We start from the raw sequence: 339 nt of genomic DNA on the forward strand, positions 1-339 counted from the left end.
CTCGCACTGCCCCTCCAGGCGCCCGCCTTGTTGGCTCTTTTCCTCCCTCCTTTCCTCCTTTCTCCTTTCCCTTCTTTCCCTCCCTCCCCTCCTTTCTCTCTTCTCCCCCTCTCCTTTCTTCCTCCCTCCTCCTTCCCCCCTCTCTTCTCTTCTCTCCCTTTCCCCTTTTTTCTTCTTCCCTTTTCTCCCTCCCCTTCTCCCCCCCCTTCTTTCCTCCCTTCCCCTTTTTCTTCCTTCCCTTTTCCCTCCCTTTCTCTCCCCTCCTCTTCCCTTCCTTTCCTCCTCTCTCCCTCTCCCCTTCTTCTCTTCTTCTTCTTCCCTCTCTTATTTCTCTCTCTA

The 339-nt window shown here is 54.6% G+C and carries 1 protein-coding gene; it reads right to left on the bottom strand.

Translation table 11 applies throughout. From position 1 onward, the window contains the following. Positions 1–339: hypothetical protein (locus tag NR126_RS29205; protein ID WP_256832517.1), on the bottom strand; the 339-nt coding region annotated here is incomplete at both ends.

The organism is Pseudomonas sp. Pse1 (assembly GCF_024519635.1).
Lineage (GTDB): Bacteria > Pseudomonadota > Gammaproteobacteria > Pseudomonadales > Pseudomonadaceae > Aquipseudomonas.